The organism is Clostridium sp., from assembly GCF_036639235.1.
Taxonomy (GTDB): Bacteria; Bacillota; Clostridia; order Clostridiales; family Caloramatoraceae; genus Clostridium_AB.
On record NZ_JAVWJB010000036.1, the window covers coordinates 1 to 19,885 of the forward strand.

General features: G+C 33.3%; 14 protein-coding genes and 4 tRNA genes. 1 reads left to right on the top strand and 17 read right to left on the bottom strand.

The genetic code is table 11. The annotated features are described in order from the left end of the window. The 6 genes from RR539_RS08375 to RR539_RS08400 form a co-directional block, all read right to left on the bottom strand. The coding region (locus RR539_RS08375; RefSeq protein WP_332500333.1) for a DUF4118 domain-containing protein at nt 1-1,364 on the bottom strand (1,364 nt) is incomplete at its 3' end. Between the two features lie 405 nt (nt 1,365-1,769). After that, entirely contained in the window at nt 1,770-2,378 is a 609-nt protein-coding gene (gene kdpC, locus RR539_RS08380) for a potassium-transporting ATPase subunit KdpC (RefSeq protein WP_332474810.1), read from the bottom strand. An 11-nt stretch (nt 2,379-2,389) separates the two neighbouring features. Next, a complete protein-coding gene (gene kdpB, locus RR539_RS08385; protein ID WP_332483642.1) occupies nt 2,390-4,444 on the bottom strand; it encodes a potassium-transporting ATPase subunit KdpB in 2,055 nt (684 codons plus the stop codon). Between the two features lie 63 nt (nt 4,445-4,507). After that, complete coding sequence (kdpA, locus tag RR539_RS08390; protein ID WP_332483643.1) at nt 4,508-6,217, bottom strand: potassium-transporting ATPase subunit KdpA; 1,710 nt, start codon at nt 6,215-6,217, stop codon at nt 4,508-4,510. A gap of 24 nt (nt 6,218-6,241) precedes the next feature. After that, nucleotides 6,242-6,337: a potassium-transporting ATPase subunit F gene (locus RR539_RS08395; RefSeq protein WP_332474410.1), complete on the bottom strand. Its 96-nt coding sequence runs from the start codon at nt 6,335-6,337 to the stop codon at nt 6,242-6,244. A 303-nt stretch (nt 6,338-6,640) separates the two neighbouring features. Continuing rightward, nucleotides 6,641-7,897: an MFS transporter gene (locus RR539_RS08400; RefSeq protein WP_332483644.1), complete on the bottom strand. Its 1,257-nt coding sequence runs from the start codon at nt 7,895-7,897 to the stop codon at nt 6,641-6,643. 207 nt (nt 7,898-8,104) lie between these two features. Here RR539_RS08400 and RR539_RS08405 point away from each other — a divergent pair, with 207 nt between their 5' ends. Next, complete coding sequence (locus RR539_RS08405; protein ID WP_332474525.1) at nt 8,105-9,451, top strand: hypothetical protein; 1,347 nt, start codon at nt 8,105-8,107, stop codon at nt 9,449-9,451. A 135-nt stretch (nt 9,452-9,586) separates the two neighbouring features. Here the strand turns inward: RR539_RS08405 and RR539_RS08410 are convergent, their stop codons facing one another. The 11 genes from RR539_RS08410 to RR539_RS08460 all read right to left on the bottom strand — a co-directional run. Continuing rightward, the gene (locus tag RR539_RS08410) at nt 9,587-11,311 is read right to left on the bottom strand and encodes an amidohydrolase (protein ID WP_332474524.1); all 1,725 of its coding nucleotides are present in this window, start codon (nt 11,309-11,311) and stop codon (nt 9,587-9,589) included. Nucleotides 11,312-11,360: 49 nt separating this feature from the next. Further along, complete coding sequence (locus RR539_RS08415; protein WP_332474528.1) at nt 11,361-12,944, bottom strand: MFS transporter; 1,584 nt, start codon at nt 12,942-12,944, stop codon at nt 11,361-11,363. A 536-nt stretch (nt 12,945-13,480) separates the two neighbouring features. Next, nucleotides 13,481-13,571 (bottom strand) — tRNA-Ser (locus RR539_RS08420). A gap of 69 nt (nt 13,572-13,640) precedes the next feature. Next, nucleotides 13,641-14,351, bottom strand: coding sequence for a hypothetical protein (locus RR539_RS08425; RefSeq protein WP_332483645.1), 711 nt, complete (start codon nt 14,349-14,351; stop codon nt 13,641-13,643). Continuing rightward, nucleotides 14,329-15,201, bottom strand: coding sequence for an ATP-binding cassette domain-containing protein (locus RR539_RS08430; protein WP_332483646.1), 873 nt, complete (start codon nt 15,199-15,201; stop codon nt 14,329-14,331). The genes RR539_RS08425 and RR539_RS08430 overlap by 23 nt, the downstream gene beginning before the upstream one ends. Before the next feature lie 13 nt (nt 15,202-15,214). Further along, entirely contained in the window at nt 15,215-16,759 is a 1,545-nt protein-coding gene (locus RR539_RS08435) for a hypothetical protein (RefSeq protein WP_332483647.1), read from the bottom strand. Between the two features lie 569 nt (nt 16,760-17,328). Further along, a tRNA-Ser gene (locus RR539_RS08440) sits at nt 17,329-17,419 on the bottom strand. A 198-nt stretch (nt 17,420-17,617) separates the two neighbouring features. Further along, nucleotides 17,618-17,887 (bottom strand): hypothetical protein, encoded by a 270-nt coding sequence (locus tag RR539_RS08445; RefSeq protein ID WP_332483648.1) that lies wholly within the window; start codon nt 17,885-17,887, stop codon nt 17,618-17,620. A 117-nt stretch (nt 17,888-18,004) separates the two neighbouring features. After that, nucleotides 18,005-18,096: transfer RNA gene (locus RR539_RS08450), tRNA-Ser, on the bottom strand. A 38-nt stretch (nt 18,097-18,134) separates the two neighbouring features. Continuing rightward, nucleotides 18,135-18,225 (bottom strand) — tRNA-Ser (locus RR539_RS08455). Nucleotides 18,226-18,483: 258 nt separating this feature from the next. Further along, on the bottom strand, nt 18,484-19,885 hold a 1,402-nt coding region (locus tag RR539_RS08460; RefSeq protein ID WP_332500335.1), incomplete at its 5' end, for a purine-cytosine permease family protein.

Genomic DNA, 19,885 nt, shown 5'->3' on the forward strand with positions numbered 1-19,885 from the left:
TGGAATGTAAACCTTGGCTCACAGAATAAATAGTTAAATGTTAATACACTTAATATTGAACTTAAAACTCCATACACCCTTGATGCTGTGGATATAGATACTCCTAAAACTCCTAGAATATATATGGCATTAATATTACTTTCAGAAAAGCCAGCTATGTAAAACCACTGTCCTATAATTGTGCAAACCATCATAATAGTTAATAGCTTTAATATATCTACTTTCTCTATTTTTCGAAGCTTGAATCTTTTTTTATTAGGAATATATTTTAGGTGACTATCTGGAATTATATATACATCTATATTAGGGGCTAAAACTGTTAACCTTTCTACAAAGCTTGGCATGGTTCTAATAAAGGTTCTTCTTGTATTAGACCTTCCCATAACTATTTTAGTTACCCCATTTGTCTTTGCATATTCTGAAATTTGATAGGGTATATCCTCTCCATATGCAGTTGCAATCTTAGCTCCTAGGTCCTTAGCCAGTTTAATATTTTTAAGAAGCTTGTCCTTATCCTCCTTAGTCATGTCTCCCTGGAATTCTGTTTCAACATAAATTGCAGTAAACTCAGCATGGAAAGCCGCTGCCATTCTTGCTGCATTTCTAATAACCTTAGAATTAGATGGTGAGCTACTTAAACATATAAGTATATGTTCCCCTGTAAAATGCTCCTTTTTTCTAGCAAAATTCTTCTCATCCTCAAGGTTTTTAACCCTATCCGCTGTACGTCTTAGGGCTATTTCACGAAGACTGGCTAGGTTTTCTGCTGTAAAGAAATTATTTAATGCCCTTTGTGCTTGTCCCTTGCCATAAACCTTCCCCTCTTGAAGTCTATCAATAAGATCCTCAGGCTCAATATCAACAAGCTTAACCTGTGTAGCATTATCAAATATTCTATCTGGAATTGTTTCCTTAACCGTTATATGTGTAATTGATTCAACCACATCATTAAGACTTTCTATGTGCTGAACGTTAACCGTTGTATATACATCTATTCCTGCCCTTAAAAGCTCCTCAATATCGTTATATCTTTTCTTATGACGACATCCGTATGCATTGGTATGGGCAAGTTCATCTACTAATATTATTTGAGGCTTTCTCTCTAGTGCCTTGTCTAAATCAAACTCACGGAAGGTTTTTCCCTTATAATTTATTTCAAGGAAGGGTAAAAGTTCAAGCCCCTCCATTAAAGCTGCTGTTTCTGGTCTATTATGTGGTTCTATATACCCTGCAACTACGTCATAACCGTTACGTATTGCACTATGGGCTGCATCAAGCATAGCATAGGTCTTTCCAACACCTGCTGCATAGCCGAAAAATATTTTTAGTTTACCCCTTTTAGTAGTGCCAAACTCATTAACCATAATCCCTCCAAAATCCATTCTTAATAGTAATATACACTAAAAAATTTTCACTTTAAATACAATATAGGAAAAGGTGATAGGAAATATTATATTCTATCACCACGTCTGGGATTTTTCCTAGAAACTCTAAGATGTAAAAATGCAAATCCCCTAAGAGCTGCCTATACCCAAGGGGCAGACTCAAACTTGCTAAAGCTCAAACACCCGGCTTCTCTAAGGGTCTTTACATTTTTTCATCTAAGATTTTCTACGTCTAAACCCAAGGGTGTAGCCTATAATATTTCCTACCACCATAAACTTAATCCTTCTATTTAGGGAGAAATTTTTTCTTCCCCTAAATTACTATTCTTCATTACTAACAAAAAACTTTTTTTGTTTATATATTAGGTATTTCTTAAGCTAACATTACTTTGTTAACTTGTATATATCTATGTTTGCTCCAAGTACATTTACAGTGTCCTCACCTAAAATGCCAAGAGCCTTTTTGTTTGTGTTTTTTTCTATTATTTTAACTATATCAGCTTCTGTTTTCCCTGTTGCCTTAGCAATTCTAGGAACTTGGATTTTAGCTGCTTCAATGCTTATGTCTGGGTCAAGTCCTGATGCTGATGCAGTAATAAGATCTGCTGGTATATCTTCTTTTTTTACATTTGGGTTTTTCTTAAGGAATGCTTCAACATCACTGTTGATTCTCTCCATAAGCTTTGGGTTACTTTGAGCTAGGTTGCTTCCACCTGTAGCTACCCCCTTGTATTCAGGGTCACCTTCTTTATATGTGTTGTAGTTAACAGCTGAAATTCTTCCAGTAAAGTATTTATCCGATGTAAATGCTTGTCCTATAAACTTTGAACCAACTTCCTTACCATTAACAGTAATCATGCTTCCTGTAGCCTTGTCATTAAATAAAAGGTTACTAACCCCTGTTACAGCTAATGGGAATACAAATCCACATAAAACTATAAGAACAAGGCTAATAATTAAACCTTTTTTTAAGTTGTAAAATAGTATCTTCATTGCCTTTCCTCCTATAATCCTATAAATGATAAAAGCGGTGTAATAATAATATCTATTAGCTTAATTCCAAGGAATGGTACAACCACCCCACCAAGTCCGTATATTAGCATGTTTCTAACTAACATTGATTCTGAACTCATTGGCTTATACTTAACACCTGTCATAGCAAGTGGTATAAGACATGGAATAATTATAGCGTTAAATATTAATGCTGAAAGTACAGCACTAAAAGGTGTTGAAAGTCCCATTATGTTTAATGCATTCATTTGAGGAATAGCAAGTGTAAACATTGCAGGTATTATAGCAAAGTACTTAGCTATATCATTTGAAATACTAAATGTAGTTAAGGCTCCTCTAGTAATTAGAAGCTGCTTACCTATTTCAACAACCTCAAGTATTTTAGTTGGGTCAGAATCAAGGTCAACCACGTTAGCTGCTTCCTTAGCTGATGTTGTACCACTATTCATAGCAATTCCAACGTCTGCCTGTGCAAGTGCTGGAGCATCATTTGTTCCGTCTCCAGTCATAGCTACAACCTTACCCTCTGCCTGTTCCTTCTTTATAACTTCAATCTTGTCCTCAGGTTTACACTCAGCAACAAACCCGTCTACTCCAGCTTCCTGAGCTATTGTAGCAGCTGTTAGTGGGTTGTCCCCTGTACACATAATTGTTTTAATTCCCATTTCACGAAGTCTTTTAAATCTATCAACAAGACCTGGTTTAACTGTGTCCTTTAGGTAGATAACTCCTAGTATTGTTTTGTTAACACATACTACAAGTGGAGTTCCACCCATTTTTGAAACCTCAGTAACCTTACTTTCAAGGTCTTCTGGAATATGTCCACCTATTTTTTGTACCCTAGTTTTTATAGCATCAAATGCTCCTTTTCTAACTTCAGTACCATCTTCAAGGTCAACACCACTCATTCTTGTTTGAGCTGTAAATTCTATAAATTCAAGGTCTTCTTCCCTATGGTTTCCCCTGTCTCCACCTAGTCTTTCTCCAAGTTCAACAATTGACTTACCCTCAGGAGTATTATCACTTATTGAACATATAATTGAATAGTTAATTAGCTCACTTTCAGCAACCTCCCCTACAGGGATAAACTGTGCTGCAAGTCTGTTTCCATATGTTATAGTTCCTGTTTTATCAAGGATCATTGTATCTACGTCACCACATGCCTCTACAGCCTTACCTGAAAGTGCAATAACGTTAAATCTTGTAACTCTATCCATCCCAGCAATTCCTATAGCTGATAGTAGTCCTCCTATTGTTGTAGGTATTAGACATACCATAAGAGCTATAAGTGTTGAAACTGGAATACCTGCTCCTACATATCTTGATATAGGATAAAGAGTAACTACAACTATTAAGAATATTATTGTTAAACTAACTAGTAGTGTATTAAGTGCTATTTCATTAGGTGTTTTCTTTCTTGTTGCTCCTTCAACTAGTGCAATCATCTTATCAAGAAATGATTCACCTGGCATTGAAGTTATTTCAATCTCTAAAAAGTCACTGGCAACAAGTGTTCCCCCTGTAACTGATGCAAAGTCTCCACCTGATTCCTTAAGAACAGGTGCTGATTCTCCAGTTATAGCTGACTCATCAACTGATGCTATACCTCTTTGAACCTCTCCATCACTTGGAATTATCTCCCCTGCTTTAACTAGTACTATATCACCTTTTTTAAGCTCACTTGCACTAATAACCTTAGTTTCACCACTTGGTAAAAGTACACGTGCTGTTGAATCTTTCTTTGTTTTCTTAAGGGTATCCGCCTGAGCTTTCCCCCTACCCTCTGCAACAGATTCAGCAAAGTTAGCAAATAATATAGTAATAAATAAAATTATTGAAATTGTTATATTATATCCCCTTAAATCTGCTGAGTCTCCAAATATCTCTGGGAAAATACTTAAAAGTATTGATAACCCAAAACCTATTAAAACAACAAACATTACAGGGTTTTTTATCATATATCTAGGATTAAACTTTTTAAAAGCCCCTATTATAGAGGACTTTAAAATCTCCTTTGTTATAAACTTAGATTTTTTCTTTTCTTCCATTTCTATTACCTCAACTTTAAATAAAATTGGTAGTGTCTTTATAAAGCCTTATTAATTAGCTACTTACATCCATAGCTTTAAGTGTTCTGCTATAGGACCGAGTGCTAAGGCTGGCATAAATGTTAGTGCTGCAAATACAAATACTATTATTATTAGAATAACTGTAAATGTCATATTACTTGTTTTTAAGCTTCCCTTTGATTCATTAATAGGATTTTTAGCAAGTAAACTTCCTGCTATAGCAAGCTGCAAGGCTATAGGTAAATATCTACCTAGGAACATTGCAAGTGCAGTTGATAAATTGTAGAACACAGTATTATCTAAAAGCCCCTCAAATCCTGAACCATTGTTAGCCGCTGATGAGGCATATTCATATAACACCTGACTTAGGCCATGGTTACCTTGGTTTGTTACTCCACCTAAGCCTGCTGCTGTTGTAACAGCAAGTGCTGTAAGACTTAGAATAATAAGTGGGTGTATAATAATAGCCATTGAAACTAATTTCATTTCCCTGCTTTCTACCTTTTTACCTAGGTATTCTGGGGTTCTTCCTATCATTAGACCACATATAAATACTGTTAGTATTACATACATAATCATGTTCATAAATCCAACACCCTTACCTCCAAATACAAGGTTAAGCATCATATTTAAAGTTGCAACAAGTCCACCAATTGGTGTTAATGAATCGTGCATATTGTTAACTGATCCTGTTGTAAATGCTGTAGTAACTGCTGTAAAGAATGCAGACCCCTCTGAACCGAATCTTACTTCCTTACCTTCCATACTACCCATTGTTTGAGTTAAGCCTTCCTTTGCTATATTCGGGTTACCTTGACTTTCAGCCCATATAATAGCTGAAAGACCTATTATGAATATTACTGCCATTGCTATAAATATTGTTCTAGCCTGCTTTGAACCCTCAGCTGTAGGCTTGTCCTCACTTTTTCTTTTGCTTACTACCATGTGTCCAAATGCAATAACACACCCAGCTGGTAATAACATCATTGAAAGAATTTCTATTATATTTGAAACTGCAGTTGGATTCTCAAATGGCATTGATGAATTAGCGCCAAAGAATCCTCCACCATTAGTACCTAAATGCTTAATTGATTCAAGAGAAGCAACTGGTCCTAGTGGAATGTCCTGCACTGTACCTTCTATAGTTGTAACTGTTTTTGTAGGTTCAAGTGTTTGTGGAACTCCCTGTGAAACTAGTAGTAAGCTTACAACGAAAGCTACTGGAATCAGTACTCTAGTTATAATTCTTACAATATCCACGTAGAAGTTACCAAGAGTCTTGTCCTTACCTACTATTCCTCTTATAAACGCCATACATACCGCATATCCTGATGCAGCTGCTGTAAACATCATAAATGTTATAACAGCCATCTGGCTTAAGTATGAAAGTCCACTTTCACCTGCATAGTGCTGTAGATTAGTATTTGTCATGAAACTTATAACCGTATTAAGAGCTAAGTCCCATCTCATACCCCCAACTCCATTTGGGTTTAAAACTCCTATTCCTTGAACAGTTAATATAACAAATGAAACAAACATCATAATAAAGTTAGTAGTTAAAAGCGCTACTAAATAGTACTTAAAGTTCATACCTGACCTATTAATTTTACATAGTTTATAAATCGTATTATCTATTGGATCAAAAATCTTATCTGCTAAAGACTTCTCCCCTGAAGCTACCTTGTATAAGTATTTCCCCATTGGTATAACCAAAATAGTAAAAATTAAAAATGTTAATAAGACCTGTAGCATATAATTACCCTCCTGATTACTACATTAAAACTTATCTGGATTTATAAGTGCGTATACTAAATAACATCCAACTAAAATAACTAAACCAAATAGAAGTGCCATGGCTCTTCCCCCTAACATATTTCATACTTTAATTTAATCTAAGACTAATTCTAGCACCATTAACATTAACTTAGTGTTAAAGAGTATATAGCGGACATTAAGAAAGCATTAAGATTCCCCTTAATTCGAAAAATAATAGTAAATTAACTCCTAAAGCATCTATGAAATAGGCTTTAATATTAAGAAAAATAAAAGGACTGCCTCTAAGAGGTAGTCCTTTTAGTGAAGAAGTATAGTTAAGACCCATTATAACCTACTACATATACTCAATTATAAAAAAGGAGCCATTACAAAATTTAATAATTTTGCAACAGCCCTTTTTTACGCTTTTACAGTTTTGGGGGTTACTGTTTGGCTTGTTTTTTTATTTATCAAATATATACTTATTAACACTGTAATTATCATTATTATTGTTAGTCCTATATATCCTACCCATGCATATGTGTAGCTTCCAAAGTTATCAAATATAGTGCTTGATATTAATGGTCCTATAGCTGCACCTAGTGCTGGGAAAACATTAACTAACCCTATGATTTTTCCATACTCTTCATTTCCAAATATATTAGCTACAAGTATTGGAGTAGCAACTGTTCCCATACATATTCCGTAACCGTAAATTACCGCAAATAATATTGCCACTGGGTATGATGTTATGTTAAGAAGTATTACCTGACATGAAATCATTACAATTCCTCCGATTATTACCCCTCTAGCACAACCTACCCTATCAAAAACAACACCCATTAATACTCTAAAAGGTACTGCCGCTGCAAGATAAATTGTTACTATACTTGTTGCCATATTAGTTGAAAATGAAATATCAGTTAAATAAGATGGTATGTGCATTTGTATTCCTATACTTCCTATACAAAACGCAAACATACCTATACATAAAAGCCAAAATGATGGTGTTCTAACTGATTCACCTAGCTTTAAACCACTTGAATCAACTTTCTTATAGACATGCTCATCCTCAATACCATAGGACTTCATTCCCTTTTCATCTGGGCTCCTATATATTAAGAATATTATCGGTAAAGTTATTACTGCTGAAACAATTCCTAAAATTAAATAGGCATTTCTCCAGCCATAGTTTTGGATAATAAAGTTTGTAACAGGGTTAAATATTAATCCTCCAAGTCCTGCTCCTGTCATTACAAGGCCTAGTGCTAGTCCCTTTTTCTTGTGGAACCAGTTGTTTGTTATAATTGACACAGGTATAATGGTTAGCATTCCAAGTCCTAACCCCTGCATAGCTCCTAATATGTAGAATACCTTTATGTTTTCTACCATAGAAAATCCTACAAACGCTCCTGAAGAGAGGATTGTTGCAAATATCATTGTAGGTCTTGTTCCAAATCTCTTAAATATACTACCTACAAAAGGTACTATACATACAAGTGCTATTCCTGAAATTGTGTAATACATTGAAAACTCTGTTCGTGACACCTCTATAGATTCTGAAACAACCTTGAAAAATAAACTTGCACAGTTGTTTATTATTCCATAAGATGAAAACATAATTGTAGAACAGGCGAGTACTATTAACCAGCCGTAGTGGATCTTATTATTCTTCATAATATCTACCCCTTTATTTATCGAAACATTTCCGACACGTCTTAAATATATTATAATGGTTTTATGGGGATTTGTATATTTAAATTGTCGAAATATATCGTTATTTTTATTTTTATAAATGTTTTAATTTATAAACCATATTTTTTTCAAAACACCATAGTATTTACTATATTTTTGGTATACTAAACTTTAGGAGGTAGATAATTTATGAAAATTGGAGTTATCGTATCAATTTGGCTAGAAGATCACTTAAGAAATATTTTAAGTGGTGTTGATTCTAATATTGATATTGAATATATAACATATAAAGACTTTGAAGAAATAGACATTATATCCCGAGATATTGAGGATAAATATGATGGATTCCTTATATGGGGTATGCTTACTGAAATGACTGTTAAGAAACACTTTAAAGAAACTACTAATTATAGAACCACATTCCTTGACCCACTAGGACTATCTAAGACACTTGTTCAAATGTATATAGAAAACCCAGGAATAAAGCTGTCAGAGGTGTATATTGATTTTCTTTTAGAGCAAATAGACATGAATCTTATAGATGATGTTGTAGACCTTCGAAAAGAATGTTATATATCAGACCAAATCCACCTTTCTAAGTGGGACCCTGCTGAATTTGATATGGCATTTAAATCTGCACTTGATAAACACCTTCGACTTCATAGGGAAGGTAAAATTAAGGTTTCTATTACCCACTTTAGTAATATAGTTCTTAATGGACTTGCAGAAAATAATATTAAACACTACTTCTGTTCACCTAGTAAGGAACATGTTGTAGGATGTTTTAATCAACTTGTGTCAGATATTAAAATTGAGGACCTTAACAATGTTCAGCCATGTATTATCCAAATAACAATTGATAATATATCACTAACTAACCCTAGGGATGTTAATGAATCTGAACTTAAATACCTACTATTAGAGCACTCTCTAATAAGCTTTGGAATGGAGAATAACCTAGACTTTAAGATGAAGAGAAACTTCTACAACATGGAGGTTTTAGTGCCACTTAAAGATGTTAAACAAATAACTAATAACTTTACTAGATGTTCACTTATAGCATACCTTACAAAAATCCTTAACTTTAACATTAGTATAGGATATGGAGTAGGAACTACTATTTCTGATGCTAGTAGCCATTCCTTCCTAGCTAATAAGGAGGCTTCATTAATTAAGGAAAGCTGTAGCTATGTTATGAATAGTGATCAGGTTTTAGTAGGACCATTTACAAGGTCTCAACAACCACTTACTGTTACAACCCATGAACATCCTTACATTAGTGAATTATCTAAACAAACTCAGCTTTCACCATTTACTATTAGCAAGATAATTTCTGTTATGAAGCTCTTAGACACTAATATATTAACATCAGATGATATAGCCTATAAGCTAAACATAACTAAAAGAAGTGCTAATAGATTTCTATCTAAGCTTGAGGATAATGGTAAGGCAGAGATTATTGAGGTTGCTGGGGAAGGTCTTCGTGGACGTCCTAAAAAGAAATATAAAATAGATATTGAATATAAAAATATATAAACGAATGGGACCTTCTCAACAATTGAGAAGGTCCCCATTTTTGTGTTTATGATATTTTTTAACAACTAATTTAGAAATATTTGTTTTATAGGTATAAATTATAAACTTAAAGGCTTGCACACCTTTGAATGTAGACTATATTACTTTACCACCAAGAACTGTAGTAATTACCTTAATATCTTTTAATGTTTCTTTCTTGTCTTCTGTTGGCTCTTCTTCAAGAACTACAAAGTCAGCCCACTTACCAGCTTCAATTGAACCGATTTTGTCTTCCATTCCTAGAAGCCAAGCTGCTTCTACTGTAATGCATCTAAGTGCTTCAGCAACAGTTAGGCATTGGTCCTCTCCATTAACTACACCAGTCATTGACTTTCTGTTACATGCACACCATGCTGAGAATAGCGGTGCAACCTCTGTAATAGGAGAATCACTGTGGAAAGTGAATCTAATTCCATGGTTCTTAGCTGAACGGAATGGATTCATTCTCTTAACTTCATGAGGACCTACTGTAAACTTAGCATGTACGTCTCCATAGTAGAACATATGGTTTGAGAAGAAGTTACATGAAATACCCTGCTGCTTCATACGGTATAATTGGTTTTCTGTAACTAATTGGTTGTGCTCTAGTGAGTGTCTAAATAATGTGTTAGGCTTTTCACTATGTAATTCTTCAATTGCTTGAATAATAAGCTCAGTTGCACCATTTCCGTTTGCGTGAACTGAACAAGCATATCCATGATCTTCAGCAACCTTTATAGCATGCTTGATTTCTTCCTTACTCATAACCATTTCTGAGTTAGGTGTTCCATCATAGTATTTATCGTTTAGAAGGTGAGCAGTATACTGCTGAATTGAACCATCTGGTACTATCTTTCCGTTTCCGAAAATAAACTTATCGTTTTCCATTTCTTGGCATAGGTTCTCTAGTCCATCCCATCCTCCGAAGAATGTATCAACTATTTCAACTATTGGTTCAACAACTAGTCTACATGGCATTTCGTTAGTTTCAATCATCTTCTTGTATCCTTCAATAGGATTCTTAACTAGTGGAATACCAAATCCCTTGTCTGTAATTGTTGTACAACCGTTAACCTTAGCAACCTTACCAGCATCAACCCCAGCTCTATAAGCTATATCAAGTGGATCTCCTGTTGCTTTAAGTGCTCCAGCAGCTAGAACTGGTCCAAGGTTTGGAAGTTCTGCTATAACACCGTTACAAGTTCCATCTTCATATCTTCCAATATGGCTGTTACGTCTTTCCTCTGAACCGCTTAGCTCAATAGCTCTTGAGTTAATACTCATAACATGTCCTGATTGATGACCTACTGCTATTGGAATGTCTTTGCTTATTGTGTCTAGTATGTTTCTGTCTATTACAACGTCTCCTAATACTAGAGTGTCTACCCCGTAAGCACATAACCATACGTTGTCATTGTACTTATCTTTGTTTGCTTCTAAAGTTTCCTTAAGACGAGTAATTATTTGATCTACATTTGTACATCCCTTAATTATCTCTCCCTCAGGGCTGTGACGATCAAAGTATCCTGCATATATGTGATTAAAGTTTGCTCCTGTATATTGGCAGTGCATATGAGCTTCAATAAATCCAGGAAGGATTACATTTTCCTTATATGAATCATTTATTTCATATGCAATTCCCTTAGCGTCAAGTACACTTGTTATTTGTGAAAGTGAACCTACTGCAAGTATGCTTCCGTTTTGTACTGCTACTGCTTCTGCTTCTGTTATGTCATCTGCCATAGTGATGATTTTCTTAGCAAGGAAAATAACTATTTTGTTGTCCTTTTCGCTAGTTCTTGAAAACTCTCTTGTCTGAATGCTTAAATCTTTAAATAACATATAACAAACCTTCTTTCAATTTTAGAATTTTTCAATTTATGTTTGAATTTTATTCTTTAGTTGCTCCTGGTAGGTTTCTTGTACCTAGAAGGAATACAGCTATAAGTGCTCCCATAACATAGATTCCAAGTTTAGTTGAATCCATACGAGTTTCAGCGTTTATTGCAACTAGTTTTTCTAGTTCTGCTGGGCTTTCAACCTTATCTTTCATAAGACCTTCAAATTGAGCGTTTGAAACGAATGCTATACTCTTTTGCTCCATTATAAAGTTCTTAGCTGAAGTTGAAATCTCTGTGTTTTCTTGTACTTTCCCTTGAATGTTTCCTGTTAAGCTAAATAGCATAACAACTCCAAGAATAGCAACTCCTATCGCTTGTCCTACGTTTCTAGTAGCTGTTTGTATACCACTTGATTGTTGTGCATCACGGTTACTTACTGCCATAGCAATTACGTTAGCTGACTGGCTAGCTACAAGACCTTGTCCTGCCCCAAATAGTGCAAGACCTACGTACATTAGGAAGTTAACTCCATCAACCTGTAGGGACATTGCCATTGGAATAGTTGAAACTGCTGCTACAACAATACCTGTTCTACAAATATTCTTAGGTGATGCGTCTGGAAGATACTTCGGTATTCCAAGTGATCCAAGAATCATTGGGAATGCCATAGCTGCCATTGCAAGACCTGTTGATACTGCTGACATACCTACTGCAAGTTGCATGTAAGTGATAATTAGGAATGCTGATCCTCCAAAACAAAGGAATAACATTGCTGTTAAATAAAGTCCATTACGAACCTGAGGAGTTGTAAAGAATGCTGACGGAATTAGACATGAACCATGCTTTTCTTCTACCTTCTTCTCAATTCCAACTAGGAAGTAAAGAATAATTACACCAACTGCTGCAAGTGGTAGTGCTGGTGAAATTCCAAATATAGTAAATGGAGCTGATATAGGTGCAATAAGTCCCCAAACAGTGATTTTTGATATACCAATAATCATCATACTTAATCCTGCTATAGCTCCAATAGTTCCAACGTAATCAAATCTAACCTTATTAGCTGGCTTTTCAACCTCACCAATAAATGATGAACCAAGTAATACAAGTGCAAAATATGCTGCCATAAACCCAAATGCTATTCTCCAGCTAAATGAATCTATTAAAAGACCTGCCGCAATTGGTCCTGCACATGCCGCAATACCTGTTGCCGCTCCGATTGCTCCAAATGCAACCGCTCTTTCCTTACCCTTGTATAGAGCAGGAATTAATCCTAGTACTGAAGGAATCATTAAACTTGCTCCAATACCAACTAATAAACGTCCACCCCAAGTAAATATTTCTATTGAACCTGAGGTTGCTACTATAAGTTCTCCTGCTGCACAAAGTAGTGCACCAATACGGAAGTTATTCTTCCATCCAATTATAAGACCTACCATTCCTCCAACTATCATTAGACAGCCTGCACATAGTGAGTAAACTATATTCGCTAACTGAATATCACTCATTGCAGCTCCTAGCGAAGTTATAAGTGCTGATGTTGCAACGCTAAGTACTGCGTTGTCACCTGATGTTCCGATTTGGGCCATAACTAGCACCATAAGGGCTATCCATTTCCCGTTGCTTTTCTTTTCCATTTCCACAACTATTTCCTCCTTTAGAGTTATTATGTTGTCTTAATTTAAATCAGACTTAAGTTTATATAAAAAAGGGGGTACTTAAGCTCAATTTAATTTAAGACTCATTTCGGACTATGCCTTTATTATAGACCTGAATTGTTAAAAATAAAACAGTTTTTTTGTAGATTTTTGTTGTATTTTTTTAAATCTATTTGACTTTTTCTACTGTTAAGTATAAAAAATCCACATTTAGCAAAGTATTTAACCTAATGTTTTGGATTTATATTCATAAAAAGGATATTATGTGTTGTTTAATTGGGTGAATTAACATATAAGAATAAAATACATAAAAAAAAGCTGTCCTAAAAGACAGCTTTTTACGTGAAAGAGGATCCCGCTTGACTTCGTCACGCTTTTTACGTCAGGCATAGCCTTCCTCCCAAATGACTAAAAACATGGATTTACCATGTTTTCTTTATGTTATTTACCCCAAGGGGTTCGAATCCCACCTTCTACATAAAAAAAAAGAACCACATAAATGTGATTCTTTTTTGTGGCGGAGAAAGTGGGATTCGAACCCACGGTAGAGTCACCCCTACGCCGGTTTTCAAGACCGGTGCCTTAAACCAACTCGACCATCTCTCCTCGACAATAGTTATTATAAATTATTTTTACATATAATGCAATACTTTTTTCCTAAATTATATTTTTATATTAATTTATTTTTGAGCTTTTATAAATTGAAATAATAAGAAGTATTATTCCAAATATACATATTAGAAATCTATTAATATAAAACAAATTAACTGTGCTTAAGTAAAAAGAATTCCCATGTAGAGTAAAAATCTTAAAAACTCTACCGTCGCTTAATACGTCTGCTAATACATATATAAAGTTTATTGCTAATGGTAAGCTAGTATTTTTAAATGTAATAATTAAAAATACTGTTATTCCGCTTACAAATACTACAGGTGGAATAACTCTTATTAGTAGTATAAAATAATAACTTGAGCAACTAATTAATTCTCTATACTCTACAGTCACTCCTATAACCACTGAAATTATTGTTATTCCAATATATAAGAACAATTTAAAACAAACAAGTGTATTAATTTTATGCCTGTTATAAAAAGTCATTATTTCGTATGCATTATTCTTATAGTCATTGTAAAATGCAAAACTTAACAAAACAGAGCTAATAAATGGAATTATATAGTCATATGTCCCCGCTGGCCATAAATGCCCATTAATATTATAGTATCTATTAATATCTAAATAATTAACATTTATAATTTCAGGGGTATATCTTAAAGCATTAATTATTATTAATGCTCCTAATACTAAAAATACAGCTAGTATAAATCCCTTCTTATCTATTACTTTAAAATAATTTGTAATTATGCTACTTACTCTGGTTGTATACATAGGCATCCTCCAAGGAACATTTTACCTTTGAAAATCCATTAGGAATATACTCTTCACATATAGCTTTTATACTTACCTTTCCACCCTCTAGATTGTTTTGCTGTAATATCTTAACCCTATGTCTTATAGCGTTTACTTCTTCTAAGGAAGCCTCACCACTGTAAATCTTACCATATGCAGAATTTATAAATTCACTGTGTAATCCACTAAACTTAACTTTCCCCTTATCAATCATAATTATTTTCTTACAGTAAAACTCTACATCCTCTACTATATGCGTAGAAATAAGAACCTTAGTGGACTCTCCTATATCAGCTAAATACTGTCTAAACTCAAATCTTTGCTCCGGATCTAGTCCTACAGTAGGTTCATCAACTATTATAAGTTTAGGTTGTCCTATCATAGCCTGGGCTATTCCAAGCCTTCTTTTATATCCTCCAGAGTACTTTTTAAACGGCTTATTTATTATATTTATTAAGTTAAATTTTTCGGCTACCTTATTTATTTCTATATTTTTTTCTTTCTTAGAAAGACCTTTAGCATCACAAACATATTCTAAGAAAGCTTTTCCTGTAATATTGTCATAAATTTCAAAATTTTGAGGAAGATATCCTATGTTTTTTGTAGCATATAAAGAATTTTTTAGTACATCTATATTATCTAATATAACCTCTCCATTAATCGGCCTCATAAGACCAGCCATAACCCTCATTAAAGTGGTCTTCCCTGCTCCATTAGGTCCTAACAGGGCAATTACCCCACTACCTTCATAATCAAATGTAATATTATTTAGGACCCTGTCCTCTTTGTATTTAAAATCTATATTATTAACAATAAGACTATTTACCATATAACCCTCCATACTAGAATATATCTAGGCCTATAAATATTGTGTTATTATCTAAGGAAAATACATCTGAACATGGTACTAATATTACTTCATTATACCCCTTGTTCTTTATATCATTTACAACATCCTTAGGTAAAACTCTTTCATCCATAGAATTAATTATGTCTAGTGTAGTTTTACCTACAAATTCATTGTTACCCCCTAGGCTTGAAGTTATTTTTATTCCGTTATATTCGTTAGTTATGTAATTACCTGATACTAAATTAATACTTCTGCTAACTCCAGCAATATTAAATTTATAGTCACTTCCATTTTTGTTTATTACTTTGTTAGGCAAGTTAGATATTAATAATGCCCCACTTACCCCTTCTATATTATAATTAACAGAATTTAGAGTATTGATCTTCGGATACCAATTAACATAATCACTTAATAAACAAACAGAGCTATATCCTGTGTACATAAAATCTCCCCCTAGACTATTAACCTTGTACACATCTCCACTATAATTTATTTTAATATTAAAAGACTTATTATTTGAAATACCTAGCTTATCCAAAGGTATAACAATTAATCCTTCAAGCCTTGCATATTCTACCTCTTTATTGTTAACTTCTAGCTTATCCACTTTAAAATCATTGTCTAGCTGTAAACTTAGATCTGTACCATTATAGTTACCTGAATTAATTTTAATTTCACAGCTGTTTTTTAGTGTTCCCCTAACGTCAAGGTTCATTTTATATTCTTCTATTGAGAATTTAGACTTTAGTGATTGACTATCTCCTATTTCTATCCCACTTGGGATATTAACTATATCAATTGACCTTTGAGCATAAATTAAAGTTCCATAACAACATATACACATTAATAATATAACTGTTCCAACTAAAGTATTTTTCAACTTAATATTTCTAAAATATATATAAACTATAATTATTAAAAATATAATTATCAAAAATATAAAAAGCTTATCAAGCATATAGAATTTATTGAAAACAACTCCTGCAATATTGTTTTTAGCAACTCTTAATTTATCATCAAAAATATTTATAAGCAACAACCCTACACTTCCATTAATATGAGTATAAATAGATACAAAAAAAGGGGCTATTGCTATCATGCTTAATATATATCTCCCAAACCCACCTACAAATGTACCTACAAAAACACCTATTGTAACTGCTAATATATTTGATAAATACCATATTAAAGTAAAATGCAAAATACACTTTATGTTAAATATATAATCCACACTATAATTCATGTGAAATAATATAAATAACATATTAATTACATATGTTATTGTCACTATATAAATAGACGCTAAAAATATACTTAAAAATCTTTTAAACTTATTTTTACTTAAATAAGTTAAAATCTCATATCTTTTGCCTGAAATATGTGTACATAAAATTAAAATCCCTATGGTACTACCCATTAATCCAAATGATGAAACAGAGGTATATAAATTGATTCCATTTGGTATAGCCCCAGATTGAATAAATGCAAAATATAGAACAATTAAGAAAATAAATGGAGATATAATATTTTTAATCATAATCTTATAATAAAATTTTGAATTAATTCCTATTTTAACCACACTCCTTTTCTAAATTTTAACATAAATAGTTTCTAATTAGTTACAAATTGTTTAATAATTTTTGTTAATTTATATATACATCTATTAAATTGGTAAACTTAATATATACTAACAATAGGTGGTGATTATTATGATAAATAAAAAGTCTATAAAAAAGTTTTGTTTACTAATGATAATACCAATAGTATTTTTAATAATAGTTTATTACAAAGATCTTTATTCATCTAGTATACCTAGTACATTTATAATAATGACTTTAATGAATGTTTATTTTTCTTTTATTCAAAAATATTAGGTTCAAATTCCTCTTTTCCTCAATAAAAAAAGGAATCATATAAATATGATCCCTTTGCGGAGAAAGTGGATCCCCGCCTGACTCCGTCATGCTTTATACGCCTAGCAAGCCTTCCTCCCAAATAACTAAAAACATGGATTTACCATGTTTTCTTCACGTCATTTGACTAAAGGTGGTCGAATCCCACCTTCTCCATAAAAAAAAAGAACCACATAAATGTGATTCTTTTTTGTGGCGGAGAAAGTGGGATTCGAACCCACGGTAGAGTCACCCCTACGCCGGTTTTCAAGACCGGTGCCTTAAACCAACTCGACCATCTCTCCTCGACAATAGTTATTATAATTTATTCTAATATAAAATGCAATACTTTTTTATATATTTTTAGAAATTAAATGGTTTTTATTTCACTATTGCTTTAATTAGTAATAGTCAGGTGTTTGTATGTTTAATAAAAAATCCATTTAATTTGTTGTGCCGTAATATTCGAACCTATGAGTATTCATAGTCCTCTAGTTACTTATTTAATTGTTAGCTTGATCTTTAAACTTCCAATCAACAAACAACCCAAAAACACATAGTAAAATCATTAAATTAATAAATCTACTTTCTGATACTATATTTAATATTGCCAGTGACCCTATTACTATAGAGTAAACTCCTTTAAATAGATTTATAAAAAACTTAGTTTTATTATACCTATCTTCATTCTTTTTATTACTTTTTTCTTTTATAGTAGCAACTACAATTAAAAGTCCCAATATTATTATTACTATTTTTATTATATCTATCATTTTAATCTAATCTCCTAAACTTGGATTAACCACATTTTCTTAACATCGTTTGTCCCAAGGGGGTCGAATACCCTCTTTTCTGCAAATTAAAAAAAGCACTACTTTCGTAGTGCTTTTTGGCGGAGAAAGAGGGATTCGAACCCTCGCACCGGTTACCCGGCCTACGCCCTTAGCAGGGGCGCCTCTTCGGCCAACTTGAGTATTTCTCCAAGTGCTTACTTATAAAAAGTAAATATAAAATTATATGTGGCGGAGAAAGTGGGATTCGAACCCACGGTAGAGTCACCCCTACGCCGGTTTTCAAGACCGGTGCCTTAAACCAACTCGACCATCTCTCCTCGACAATAGTTATTATAACATCACTTATATTTTATTGTCAACTTATTATTTATAATTTTTTAATTATAAATAAAATACTATAATTTATATATCGCCATATTATTCTAAAATGAATTTAAAATAACGTCAGCTCTATATATTATTTCTAGAATTTTTATTTTAGAACCACTTTGTTAGGATATCCCAAAATACTAACTTATATTAGTATAAAAAGGGACTACTGTAAAACTAAATTATTTTGCAGCAGTCCCTTTTCTCTATGAATACATTTCTTTTGCTCTTTTAAATGTAACGTGCCCCTTAGCTAGGATATAATAGCATACTGCGGAAACTATAAATCCTACCTCAAATCCTATATCAACACCCATTGCCACAGCAATTGGTCCATGAATATATGTTGAGTCAGTAAATAATACAGCTCCTACTAGACCTATTACAAATGAAATTATACCAGGCCAGAACACTCCACCTTTATACCAGTATTCTCCACCCTTCCATGTCATAATATCTGAAATCTTGTAGTTTCCTTTTCTAAGGAAGAAGTCTACAATTATTACCGCTACCCATGGACATGACCAAATTGTAATTATACTTAACCACTGCTCGTATAGTGCAAAGAATTCACCAAATATCATTGTTGCAATTCTAAATAATAAAGTAAATACTGCAACTACAAGTACTGCTTTAACTCTTGATAGTGGAAGTCTTAAAGAAACAAGATTAAGTGCTGCTGTATATCCGTTTGGAACGTTAGTTGCAACTGAACCTATCATTACTGCTAATAAGAACGGTATTAAATACCATCCTGGTAATACTCCTATAAGTGCACTTATAGGATCTGCTGGGTTTTGTCCACCTATAGCACAACAGAATAATACACCTATAATTTCGCAGAATGTTAAAGCTACAAATTGCCCTCCACCTGAACATAGTGCCACTGTTTTAAGATTTGTTTCCCTTGGATAATATCTACTGTAGTCTGATGCAAAGTTAACCCATGAAATTGGGTATGCAAAAATAATACCTACTGCAATTATCCATGTTTTAAAGTCTCCTGAAGTTTCTGCTGCTGTTCCTATAACAGAAAAGTCAATTTGTGGTACAATAAAGAATATTAGCCCTAGGAATAACGCGCCAAGTATAAATGCAATTAATTTTTCTGCTGCCATAATTGTAGCATGACCATATATTGCAATTACAATTTCCAGGGCTAATACTATTGCAAGACATACCCACATTAGCATACTACCACTTGCATCAAATCCAAATATTGTAGTAGAAGCCTGCATAAGTGCCTCTGTTGCAACTACTGAGTTAATGGAAAACCAGCCAAGTACAGATATAACACTAATTATGGTAGGTAGGTACGACCCAAGCTGACCAAAGGCAATTCTTGAAGTAACAATTCCTGCTGTACCTGTTCTTGGACCCATAATTGAAGCCAGACCAAGTACGGTACACCCTAATAAGTTACCAACAATAACAGCACTTATAGCCTGCCACATTGATAGACCTAGAGCAACAACTACAATACCATTTAAAAGTACTACGTAATTTATGTTGGCACCTATCCACATTTTAAACAATTCACCTGGATGACCTTTTCTTTGATTTTCAGGTATCGGATCTATGGAATTTTCCTCAACCTTGAAAGCTGCA